This is a genomic window from Prevotella lacticifex (assembly GCF_019973375.1).
Lineage (GTDB): Bacteria > Bacteroidota > Bacteroidia > Bacteroidales > Bacteroidaceae > Prevotella > Prevotella lacticifex.
On the sequence record NZ_BPTV01000002.1, the window covers coordinates 885,343 to 896,563 of the forward strand.

Annotated in this window: 9 protein-coding genes; 1 reads left to right on the plus strand and 8 read right to left on the minus strand. The window is 55.5% G+C overall.

The window, feature by feature from the left end; genetic code table 11:
• Positions 1 to 63: 63 nt before the first annotated feature.
• From recN to dnaN, 5 genes are read right to left on the minus strand one after another with little or no spacing between them, the layout of a single operon-like run.
• Positions 64 to 1,728, minus strand: a complete 1,665-nt coding sequence (gene recN, locus LDN30_RS13810) for a DNA repair protein RecN (protein WP_223929892.1) — start codon at positions 1,726 to 1,728, stop codon at positions 64 to 66.
• Positions 1,728 to 2,672: a type IX secretion system protein PorD gene (porD, locus tag LDN30_RS13815; RefSeq protein ID WP_444544214.1), complete on the minus strand. Its 945-nt coding sequence runs from the start codon at positions 2,670 to 2,672 to the stop codon at positions 1,728 to 1,730. Before porD ends, recN begins: the two co-directional genes overlap by 1 nt.
• Positions 2,669 to 3,868 (minus strand): bifunctional phosphopantothenoylcysteine decarboxylase/phosphopantothenate--cysteine ligase CoaBC, encoded by a 1,200-nt coding sequence (coaBC, locus tag LDN30_RS13820; protein ID WP_223929894.1) that lies wholly within the window; start codon positions 3,866 to 3,868, stop codon positions 2,669 to 2,671. Before coaBC ends, porD begins: the two co-directional genes overlap by 4 nt.
• Before the next feature lie 30 nt (positions 3,869 to 3,898).
• Positions 3,899 to 4,768 (minus strand): 3'-5' exonuclease, encoded by an 870-nt coding sequence (locus LDN30_RS13825; protein ID WP_223929896.1) that lies wholly within the window; start codon positions 4,766 to 4,768, stop codon positions 3,899 to 3,901.
• A gap of 19 nt (positions 4,769 to 4,787) precedes the next feature.
• A complete protein-coding gene (gene dnaN, locus LDN30_RS13830) occupies positions 4,788 to 5,912 on the minus strand; it encodes a DNA polymerase III subunit beta (RefSeq protein WP_223929898.1) in 1,125 nt (374 codons plus the stop codon).
• Positions 5,913 to 6,115: 203 nt separating this feature from the next.
• Here dnaN and LDN30_RS13835 point away from each other — a divergent pair, with 203 nt between their 5' ends.
• Positions 6,116 to 6,937, plus strand: coding sequence for a hypothetical protein (locus LDN30_RS13835; RefSeq protein ID WP_223929899.1), 822 nt, complete (start codon positions 6,116 to 6,118; stop codon positions 6,935 to 6,937).
• 564 nt (positions 6,938 to 7,501) lie between these two features.
• On the opposite strand, the gene LDN30_RS13840 is transcribed toward LDN30_RS13835, so the two are convergent.
• The 3 genes from LDN30_RS13840 to LDN30_RS13850 all read right to left on the minus strand — a co-directional run bounded on the left by LDN30_RS13840 (position 7,502) and on the right by LDN30_RS13850 (position 11,129).
• A complete protein-coding gene (locus tag LDN30_RS13840; RefSeq protein ID WP_223927247.1) occupies positions 7,502 to 8,668 on the minus strand; it encodes a replication initiation protein in 1,167 nt (388 codons plus the stop codon).
• A gap of 597 nt (positions 8,669 to 9,265) precedes the next feature.
• Positions 9,266 to 10,582 (minus strand): phosphopyruvate hydratase, encoded by a 1,317-nt coding sequence (gene eno, locus LDN30_RS13845; RefSeq protein ID WP_223927246.1) that lies wholly within the window; start codon positions 10,580 to 10,582, stop codon positions 9,266 to 9,268.
• A 94-nt stretch (positions 10,583 to 10,676) separates the two neighbouring features.
• Positions 10,677 to 11,129, minus strand: coding sequence for a hypothetical protein (locus tag LDN30_RS13850; protein WP_223929901.1), 453 nt, complete (start codon positions 11,127 to 11,129; stop codon positions 10,677 to 10,679).
• Positions 11,130 to 11,221: the final 92 nt, after the last annotated feature.

The following is an 11,221-nucleotide window of genomic DNA, read 5'->3' on the forward strand; positions in this document are numbered from 1 at the left end:
CCGACGGGTCGAAATACCCTTCCTGATGCCTCAGCAGCACTAAAACAGCGCAAGGCTGCAGGCCTACTGCCTTGCCGCGAGCAGCTCCTTGGCATTCTCGAGGGCCGCCGGAGTGATATTATCGCCGGAGAGCATGGCCGCCACAGCCGTCAGACGCTCCTTGTCGTCGAGGCGCCGCATGTGGCTGATTGTTCCCTTGTCGGTCTCCTCCTTTTCCACCTTATAGTGGGCCTCGCCCATGGCGGCAATCTGGGGCAGGTGCGTGATGGCCACCACCTGGCGCCCGGCATCGGCCATCTCCTTCATGAGCAGGGCCATCTTCGTGGCTATGGCACCGCTGACACCGGTGTCGATCTCGTCGAAGATGATTGTCGGCAGGTTGACGGCACCGCTGATCATCGCCTTCAGCGAGAGCATCACACGTGCTATCTCACCTCCCGAGGCCACCTCGGCGACGGGCATCAGCTCCGTGCTCTTGTTGGCCGAGAAGAGGAAGACGACCCTGTCGGCACCGTCGGCGGCAAGGTCCTTGGCCTGGATGTCGACCTTGAACCGCACGTTGACCATCCCCAACGGCACGAGCCGCGACTTCATGGCCACCTCCACCTTGGCGGCAGCCTTCCGACGGACACCCGTGAGGACGGTGGCAGCACGGCGTGCTGCTGCGGCGGTCTCGTCGACACGATGCTGGTAGTCAGTAAGTTGCGTGTCGCTATCGTCGATGCTCTCGAGTTGCTTACCGAGCTCATCGCGGATGGCGATGAGAGCTGCCACGTTGTCGACATGGTGCTTCTGCTGCAACGAGTATATCTTGTCGAGCATGGCGTTGACATCGAAGAGGCGCGCCGAATCGAATTCGATATTGTCCGAATCGTTGTCGACATCGGCGGCGATATCGGCAAGTTCAATCCTCGCCGTATCGAGACGGGCAGCCAACTCCTTCACTTTCGGGTATACGCCCTCGATGCTGTGCAGCGCATCGGCGGCCTCGCCGACCCTCCCTACGACCCCTGCGTCGTCGGCGTTGAGGATGTCGTTGGCGTTGAAAAGGGCCGTTTTGATGTCCTCGGCGTGCGACAGGGCAGCACTCTCCTGCTCGAGTTCCTCCTGCATACCGTCGGCGAGCTGTGCCGACTGGAGCTCATTGAACTGAAAACGGACGAACTCCTCGTTCTGGCGCGTCTTCTCTATCCGTTCCTTCAGGTCGTCGAGAGCCGCCACAGCCTTGCGGTAATCGGCGTAAGCCGACGCATAATCGGCCTTCTGCTTTTCGTCGTGGGCTATAATGTCGACGACACCGAGCTGGAAATCCTCCTTTTGTAGCAGCAGATTCTGGTGCTGCGAGTGTATATCGACGAGATGATCGCCGAGCTGGCGGAGGAATTGCAGTGCCACCGGAGTGTCGTTGACGAAGGAGCGCGACTTGCCCGTGGCACTGAGTTCGCGGCGGACGATGCACTCCGAGGCATCGAAATCGACATCGCCGTCGGCAAAGAGCGGTTCGAGCCCGTAGCCCGTGACATCGAAAACGGCCTCGATGACGCACTTTTTCGCCCCCGGCTTTATGGCTTTGATGTCGGCACGGTTGCCGAGGATCATCCCCAAGGCACCGAGGATAATACTCTTTCCCGCTCCCGTCTCACCGGTGATGACCGAGAATCCGGCGGGAAAGTCGATGTCGAGCTCGTCGATGAGCGCGTAATTGCTTATATATAAATGCTTTAACATTATTCCTTTATTTTATCCCATGTGGCGTTCTGGCTGGCGTTGATGGCGAAGAGCAGCTCGTAGACCGCGTCCTTCTCCTTCTGTGTGCCGTGACCTTTATAGATATTTGCCAGCTCGTCCTTCTTGTAGTCGGTCCATATCTGCGGCAGGAGACTCATCGGACGGTCCTCATGGCTCTTCTTCAGGTCGTTTTCGAGTGCCGTGGTGATATTTGTCCGACCCCTCTCCACGTTGTTGGCCATCTCGTCGAGTCCCGTGCGGTAGTAGTCGTACTGCAACTGCCTGAAGGGTTTCATGGCCCCGTCGAGATAGTCGTTGATGATGGCAAAGCGGTTCCGGCTGTCGTCGAAGGCCTTCCATCCCGTGAAGTTGAGGTTCTGGGCGTTGTTGGTGAGATTCATGCAGCGCTGGAGAACGTCCTCCCCGCCCATCGGCGAGAACGAATCGAGGTCGAGACCGATAATAAGATAAGCGTAGTAGGCCACGAGTGCCGTCAGCTGATTGTCGACATTCTCCTCGCGGAAGTCGAGTTGGTCGAACTGCGCGAACTCAAAGTCGAAGTTGTTGTCGGTGTTATTGTACAGCGTCGTGGTGTACGACGAGTTGTATACCGGCCTGTTGGCCTGGATGATAGCCCTGCAGGTGAAGAGATTAGAGCTCTGGTCGTACTTCGTCACCGTAATATTGAAGTTGCACTGGATGCGTTCGTTGCGCTGAAAGTGGAGATTTGTCCACTGCCGCTCGTTGATGAACTGCTCGAGGGTGGCCTGCAGATTGTCGAACACCGACGCGTCGGTACCCTGAATCTGCTGGTGGTTGATGGTCACCTTGGCCTGCAGCTCCTGGGCGGCGGTCTCCGCAGGCCACATTACGGCCACGGCGACAGCCACGGCTACAACTGCCACAATCCGGTCAAGAAGATGTCTGCATGAAAAATATGTCATAAGATTCTCTCCAGTTCGTTGATGATATCGGCGGCTACCTCCGTTTTCGGCTTTTTGTCGTATTCGTGAACGTCGGTCCGCGAAATGATTTTCACCTTATTGTCGTCGCTGCCGAACGTCGTTCCGGCGTTGCGCGTCGAGTTGAGGACGATGAAATCGGCATTCTTCCGTTCCAGTTTCCGTCGTGCGTTCGCGTCCTCGTCGTTCGTTTCGAGGGCGAAAGCCACAAGGCGCTGTCCGTCGCGTTTCATCTTTCCGAGAGCTGCCGCGATATCGTGTGTCGGCCGCAGACGCAGTGTCAGTCCGTCGTCGCCTCGCTTGATCTTTGTCGGCGAGACGCTCTCGGCGGCAAAATCGGCCACAGCGGCACAGAGGATGGCCACATCGCTGTCGGCAAAAGCCTCTGTAGCAGCCCCGTACATCTGTTCACAGCTCTCGACGTCGATGCGGCGGATGCCCTTCGAGCATGTCAGTGCCACGGGACCGGCGATGAGTGTGACGTCGGCGCCACGGCGGTGGCACTCCTCGGCGATGTCGAATCCCATCTTTCCGCTCGAGAAGTTGCCTATGAACCGCACCGGGTCGATGCGCTCGTAGGTTGGTCCGGCGGTGATGACGACACGCTTGCCGCTCAGCGGCGATGCCGACTGCTGACGGTCGAAGAACCTGTCGAGGGTGTCGACGATGACGTCGGGTTCCTCCATACGCCCTTTCCCCTCGAGTCCGGAGGCGAGGAATCCCGTTTCCGGCTCGATGATATGGTTGCCGTAGGAGCGCAGGGTGTCTAAGTTGTGCTGTGTCGACGGATGGCGGTACATATCGAGGTCCATGGCCGGAGCCACGAACACCGGTGCCTTCATCGAGAGATATGTGGTGACGAGCATATTATCGGCGATGCCGTTGGCCATTTTCCCCAACGTCGATGCCGTGCAGGGGGCCACGACCATGGCGTCGGCCCACAGTCCGAGGTCGACATGGGAGTGCCACGTGCCGTCGCGCTGGGCGAAGAACTCGCTGATGACCGGTTTACGGGTGAGTGCGCTGAGGGTGACGGGGGTGATGAATTCCTTTCCCGCCGGGGTGATAACTACCTGAACCTCAGCACCCCGCTTTATCAGACCACGGATGATGAGACAGGCCTTGTAGGCCGCAATGCTGCCCGTTATTCCGAGTACTATCTTCTTTCCTTTAAGCATTTGTCGTGAAAAATTTCAGTTACCGAGGCCCTACACCTTTGCCTGACCGTTGTTAAACTCGCGCAGTCTGATGCGCGTGAGCACCTGCTTCGTGTCGAGAGTGAAGGCGCTGGAGAGCATCCAGCTGTAGTAGCCCGGGTCGCGGTGGAGGACATCGGTGACGGCCTGACCGCGGTACTTGCCGAAGTTGAACATCTCGTGGCGCACAACCTTGCCGTCGGCACCGATGACCGGTTTGCCGTCGGGGCCGATGACGTCCTTCCACACTATCCGTCCGGCGAAGTCGACATTATCGTTATGCTTCGAGAATTCGGCCAGCTCGTCCATATCGTTGTGGAGCTCCTGCTTGTCGGGGTCGTCGACGCGGCCGGGAGCATACATCTCTAACTCGCCCTTGAGGACGGCGTAGGTGGCCGCAGCGTCCTGGTCGGCACGGTGAGCGCGGAAGTCTTCGTCCATGCGGTGCCCGGTGTAGAACTTATAGGCGGCGGCGAGATTGCGGGGCTCCTGCTTCATGAATATTGTCTGGGCATCGATAAGACGGCACTTCGAGAAGTCGAAGTCGATGCCGGCGCGCAGGAATTCCTCGGCGAGCATCGGTACGTCGAAGCGGTTGGAGTTGTAGCCGCAGAAGTCGCAGCCGGTAAACTCGCGGTTGATGTCGGCGGCGCGCTGCTTGAATGTCGGTGCGTCCTTCACCATCTCGTTGGTGATACCGGTGAGATCGGTCACCTCCTTGGGAATCTCCTTTCCCGGGTTGATGAGCTCGTTGCCGCTTTTCTCGGTGCCGTCGGGCGACACCTTGATATACGACAGTTGGATGATGCGGTCGTTGACCAGGTCGAGGCCCGTCGTCTCGAGGTCGAAGACGACGAGCGGCCTCTTCAGATTCAGTTTCATAATCCCTTCTCCCTAACGATTAATTCTCCAGGAGCATCGGCATGGCGAGCATGGTGATATTCTCGCCGTCGGGCTGATTGTCGGGGACGACGACTCCCGGCCGCGACGGGTCGGCGAGGAGGACGACGACATTGTCGCACTCGATATTCGTCAGAATCTCAATGATGCTGCTGCCCTTAAAGCCTATATCCATCATCACGCCGTTGTAGTCGCATGTTATCTGCTCCTTGGCGTTGGTGGCGAAGTCGATGTCCTGGGCCGACAGCTCGAGCTTTCCGGGTTCGAGATGGAAGCGGATGAGCTCCGATGCCTCACTGGCGAAGGGCAGCATACGGCGCACGGCCGAGAGGAGAATGCGGCGGTCGATGGTGAGCGTATTGGGGTTGTCGGCCGGGATGACGCTGTTGTAGTTGGGGTAGCGGCCGTCGATAAGGCGGCAGTAGAGCACACCGTCGCCGAAGTTGACCTCGGCAGCGCGCGAGTCGAAACGGATGATGACGTCGCCGCCGTCCTTCGTGAGCACGTTCTTCAGCAGTGTTGCCGGTTTCTTAGGCATGATGAACGATGCGGGGTTGTCGCTCTTGACGGTGAACATCTGGTTGCGCACGAGCTTATGGCCGTCGGTGGCAACGATGGCGAGGCAGTCCTGATTGAGGTCGAAGTAGATGCCGTTCATCACGGGGCGGAGCTCCTCCTGCGCCGTGGCGAAGAGGGAACGCGACAGACTGCCCAAGAGGGCCTCCGAGGTGAGGGTCACCGTCGTGGCATTGTCGTCGACAGGAGCCTGCATGGGCCACTCCTCGGCACTGTTGATGGGGAAGTCGTAGTTGCCGTTCTGGTAGTTGATATAAATTTTCATCTCGTCGAAGTTGACGTCGATGCTCAGTGGCTGCTCGGGGAGCTCGCGCACGGCGTTGATGATGTTCTTGCCGTTGACGCAGAAATCGCCCTCACCGTCGCACTCGTCGAGGTTCAGGACGTTCCACATTACATTCTCGTTGTCGGAGGCTGTCAGTGTGAGCTGACCATCGTGGACGCCAAAACGGAAACAGTTGAGTATTGCCACACTGTTCTTGCTGTTTGGCACACGCGAGAGAGTGAGCAGGCGGCTGCTTAATGCAGTGCTGGATAAGTTGAATCTCATTTCTGTATTTATTTTTTTAGTTTGTTGTTCGATACCTTGTCTTCTTCAGGTCACATCCCGAAATGTCCTACAAAAATACAAATATTTGGGCAGACTGCAAAGTTTTTCGAACTAAAATTTGGGGAATTTACATAAAGTACTTACTTTTGCACCGCATCTGACAATACAGGAAACACATTATAACGGAAAAACGGAAATAACATATGGCTATAAGCAACAAGAAAGCACTGACACTCAAAACATTGACGAAAGGCAACGTCTGGGACGTACAGGAGAACGACATCATCAGGATGTGGGAAACGGGTTCGAAGGACAGCGACTTTAAGGACAGCGCCAACCACTATCGTGAGATTATCAAGACGGCCTTCACCGTGGAGGACATCAAGGTCGACACCCCCGAGGTGTTGAAGAAATATGAGGACCGTGGGTTCAAGATTGGCACCATCCGCATCAGCGACAAGGAGTCGCAGCGTTTCGCCATCAAGAAGAAACCCATCCAGCGCGTCACCGACCTCACCTACGAGAATATCAACCACATCAGCGCCTCGAAGCTCCTCGAGGTCATCGAGCGCAACTTCGGTGGCGGATGGGAGAGCCTGTCGCAGAGCATACAGGACATCATTGAGCACGGTTTCGACATCTCGACGACCACCCTGCCCACCACGATGCTGAAGAAAAAAGGCGGCATGTACGAGAAGAAACTCGACGACGGCTATGAGGTCCTCGAGATTCCCAAGGGCACATGGACGGAGGCTATCTTTGCCAAGGAGAAACCGCGCGTGGAGCGTGTCCACACCGTCTTCGACCCCGATGCCGAGGATGAGGAGAAGAGACGCCTCGAGGATGAGGACAGCGACGAGGACCTGCCCGATATCCCGGACAATTACAATGAGGACGACGACGATGACGACGATGCCTTCGACGATGACAAGCTCACCGAGGAGAGCTACCGCACGACCGTCGACACGAATCCCGAGGACCTCGACCTCAGTGCAGCCGACGTGGCCGACGACGAGGAGTTCTAATCCCTCATAGCAATAACAACCCCATAACACATTGATAACACCCCCACAACACGTCCAATCGGCCGTAGAAATCACGGCGGGTTGGGCGTGTTGTGGGTTTAGGGGGAGGCAGACAGTGGTGACGGACAGACAACCGCTCAGTGATGCAAATAAATCTGCGCTCAGCGTAATTTACGAGATAAAAAAATCGAACGGTTAAATCAGCGGGAGGAATAATTCTCTCGCAGATTCCGCAGATTAATAGGTCAGCGTAATCCATTAGCGCACAAATGGATTACGCTAACAACATGCTATAATCAACGTGTTGCACACATCCACCGTATGCCGCCTCTACAAGGGGGTTCATTAACGCACAAATAGATTGCCCTAATAACATGTTGATAATCAACGTGCTGCACCTATCCGCCGTAGGGGCGGGGTTTATCCCCGTCCTACCAACAGCGGGCAAGATACAGAAAAAATATAACGCAGCTGGTAGGACGGGGATAAACCCCGCCCCTACGGCGGTTGAGTGCTGCAACTACGGTGGCATAGTGCCGCAACTAATTGATAATCATCGGATTATCACTTCATCTCCTCGACCTTCGTGTTCGGTACCTCATGGTCCTTGATGAGGCTGTCGAGGGTTTTGTAGGTGTAGGCGGCCTTGTCCTTGACGTATGTCGTCTGGAACCGCTGGCGGAGCTCCACGAGCTTCTGCATCGCCTCGTTGTACGTGTCGGCGGTGATGCGTGAGGCTATCTTCTCGGCGTTGGCAGGGATGAACGAGAAATACCTTATGAGCATCTGGGCAAACTGCTTGCGCTGCATGTCGGTGACCTGCTCGAGCTGCGAGTCGAGTTGGTTGGCGGGTTTGTAGATGCGGAAGACGAGCTCGTCGGGTTCGCCGCCGCGCTGTCCGTTGTCATATTTCTTGTCGTATTCGAAGTAGCAGTCGCAGAATCCCTTGTCGGCAAGCTCCTTGAGCTCAGCCTTTGCCGGTTCGAGGACACGCCGACAGAAGTCGGAAAATTTCTTATAGTTATTCTCCAACCGCAGCATCTTTCTGAATTCTAAGGTCTTGATGACGGCGCGTCCCTTGTCGAGCCACGACTCGATGAACATGTAGATGCGCTGAGTGTAGCGGTTCTTGCAGGCGAAGACAATCTGCTTGCCGAGGCGGTGGTAGCCGAAGTCGAGCGAGACGAGGCGCTCAGCCACACCGCGGTCGAGTTTCAGTATGGCATACTTATTATATGAGTGGTCGTCGGGGATATACACATCGCAGAGGTTCGTCGCCTTGGTGTATTTCCGGCCCTCGGCGGTCTTGTACGGTATCTCGATGGGTATCGACGCTAACATCTTCAGTGAGTTGCGCAGCTGGGGGTAGTGGTTAGGGTCGACACCGAGCTCCTTGAAAGGCAGTTTCACCGGCAGCCGTCCGTCCTCGTCGAGCTCGTCGGTGCGGAAGAGGCTGAGCTCCTGACTCCTTTTGTTGTTGAGGATGCCGTGGAGGATGGTCTGCAGGCTCTCGACGACGCTCACGAGAATCCGCACCTGGATGAGCGAATAGTCGTGGCGCATCATCGTCACGGCGATAGGCTGCAGCAGCCACGTCTCCTCCTCGATGGGTATGAGGTCGGTCGACAGACTGCGCTTCACCGGTTTCTTCTGGGCCTTCGCTCCGCGCTTGCGCGTAGTGCGGGTCGTGGTCTCTTTTGTTGCTGACGATGATGTCTTTTTTGTGGCCATACTTGTGCTCTGATTAAAATTTCGGGGCAAAGGTAGCAATAAAAAATCTCCCGACAAAACAATTGCGACAAAAAATCTAAAACTTGTCGCAGAAAGGGGAATGACGAGTGGCATGGCGGGGTGGACAAATGTGGAATTAACAGTAAGCAGGCAGACGCGGTGTGTAAATATTTTTCGGATAAATCGTGTTTTCTACCCCCTGATATAAATATCTGTCCCTCAGTATCTTACAATATCGGCAAAATGGCGATGCCAAATGGCCCGTTTTGTCGCCCCAAACAGCCCGTTTTGTCGTCCCAAACGGCCCGTTTTGCACGATAAAACGATAGGTATTCGGGAGGTGTAAAATAAATTCAAATCATTGAGGTGGGCGACAGGAAAAATTGCAGATGTAAGGCCATTGATGCAGCCCCCAAGCGATGGACAAGCGTTAATAACCTAACAGCAGGGTGGGTGAGTGAGTGGGGCCTCTTATGCTCCCTATCGCCCCCCCTAAACAAAAAAAACGGGCTGCCCGACATTCATCGGACAACCCGTTATCTTTCTTTTTATCGACATCACGCCCGGGCCGTAGCCCCGCGCGAAATCATCATGCCATTAAGCCTCGCGGCTGAGCTTTGTGTAACCGTACTTTGCCACTGGGCCGAGCTCCTCCTCGATGCGGATGAGCTGGTTGTACTTAGCCATACGGTCGGTGCGGCTCATAGAACCAGTCTTAATCTGACCGCTGTTGGTAGCTACGGCGATGTCGGCGATAGTAGTGTCCTCAGTCTCACCGCTGCGGTGAGAAGTGACAGTGTTGTAGCCGTGACGGTGAGCCATCTCGATAGCCTCGAGAGTCTCGGTCAGCGAACCAATCTGGTTGACCTTGATGAGGATAGCGTTGGCTACACCCATCTTGATACCCTTCTCCAGGAACTTGGTGTTGGTTACGAAGAGGTCGTCGCCGACGAGCTGAACCTTGTCGCCGAGAGCCTTTGTCAGCTTCTGCCAGCCCTCCCAGTCGTTCTCGTCGAGACCGTCCTCGATAGAAGCGATAGGATACTTGTTGCAGAGCTCCTCGAGGTACTTGATCTGGCCCTCGTCGTCGAGCTCCTTACCGTTAGGATCCTTAGGCATGCCGTTGGTGAGCTGCTTGTAGTTGTAGAACCACTTGCCGTCCTTCTGGTATGCAAACTCAGAGCTTGCGCAGTCCATAGCGATGGTGACATCCTTACCCGGCTCGTAGCCAGCGTCCTTGATGGCTTGGCAGATGCTCTCCAGGGCGTCGTCGATACCGTCGAGCTCAGGAGCGTAACCACCCTCGTCGCCGACAGCTGTCGACAGACCGCGCTTCTTCAGCAGCTTGCCAAGAGCGTGGAAGACCTCAGCACCGCAGCGGATAGCCTCTTTCTCAGTGGTGAAGTTGCGCGGCTGGATCATGAACTCCTGGAATGCGATAGGAGCTGAAGAGTGAGCACCACCGTTGATGATGTTCATCATCGGGATAGGAAGAGTGTAGGTGTTTGCACCGCCGATGTAACGGTACAGAGGAATGTTCAGAGCCTTTGCAGCAGTGTGTGCAACAGCGAGGCTGACACCTAAGATAGCGTTGGCGCCGAGCTTGCTCTTTGTAGGAGTGCCGTCGAGTTCAAGCATCTTGTAGTCGATAGCGCGCTGGTCGAGGACGTTCCAGCCCTTCAGTGCCGGTGCGATAACGTCGTTCACGTTGGCTACAGCCTTCAGAACGCCCTTGCCACCGAAACGGTTCTTGTCGCCGTCGCGAAGCTCCAAAGCCTCGTTCTCACCGGTTGATGCGCCTGATGGTACGCTGGCACGGCCCATAACGCCGTTGTCGAGGGTTACTTCTACTTCAACTGTTGGGTTGCCGCGTGAATCGAGAATCTCGCGTGCATGTACTTTCTCAATCTGCATAATTCTGTATATATTTAAAAAGTTGATAATTTGAATCTTCTTAATCATTGCAAAGGTAATGCCATAAAATCATTTACACAAATTTGTTCCGTTACTAAAAGTTGCTATTTAGATTTTTTAGCACTACTTCACCTCTCTTTTCCTTTCCTCCCCACCTTTTCACCCGTTTCGGGGTGGGGCTCCCGCTTTTTTGCCACGAAACAGCATCCTCGCCAGTCGCCTCAGTCTTTGGCACCCCCAATGAGCTCCTCCCACCCGTTCCCCTCGTGGCCTCTCTCCTCCCTCCCATCTTCCTCCCGTTCCCCTCGTGGCCTCTCTTCTCCCACCAGTCCCCCTCGTGGCCTCTCTCCTCCCTCCCATCTTCCTCCCGTTCTCCTCCCGTTTCCCTACCGTTCTCCTCCCGTTTCCCTCCCGTTGTGTTCGCCGCAATACATTGCGGCGCCCCCTTCTCTCTCCCCTTATATATAATAATGTGTGCGCGCCAACAGCCTCTCCGTTTTGTCAAATAATCCGAAAACTTTAATAAAAATCGAATATTTTTTCTCAAAACATTTGCGGGAATGAAAATAAACCCCTACCTTTGCACTCGCTTTTCGGGAAACAATCAATAACACTTAGTTTTTGAGACGCAACGGAAGC

Bases quoted from the DNA above. Each gene is read 5' to 3' on its own strand.
- recN (WP_223929892.1), bottom strand. From the start codon at position 1,728: ATGTTAAAGCATTTATATATAAGCAATTACGCGCTCATCGACGAGCTC.
- porD (WP_444544214.1), bottom strand. From the start codon at position 2,672: ATGACATATTTTTCATGCAGACATCTTCTTGACCGGATTGTGGCAGTT.
- coaBC (WP_223929894.1), bottom strand. From the start codon at position 3,868: ATGCTTAAAGGAAAGAAGATAGTACTCGGAATAACGGGCAGCATTGCG.
- LDN30_RS13825 (WP_223929896.1), bottom strand. From the start codon at position 4,768: ATGAAACTGAATCTGAAGAGGCCGCTCGTCGTCTTCGACCTCGAGACG.
- dnaN (WP_223929898.1), bottom strand. From the start codon at position 5,912: ATGAGATTCAACTTATCCAGCACTGCATTAAGCAGCCGCCTGCTCACT.
- LDN30_RS13835 (WP_223929899.1), top strand. From the start codon at position 6,116: ATGGCTATAAGCAACAAGAAAGCACTGACACTCAAAACATTGACGAAA.
- LDN30_RS13840 (WP_223927247.1), bottom strand. From the start codon at position 8,668: ATGGCCACAAAAAAGACATCATCGTCAGCAACAAAAGAGACCACGACC.
- eno (WP_223927246.1), bottom strand. From the start codon at position 10,582: ATGCAGATTGAGAAAGTACATGCACGCGAGATTCTCGATTCACGCGGC.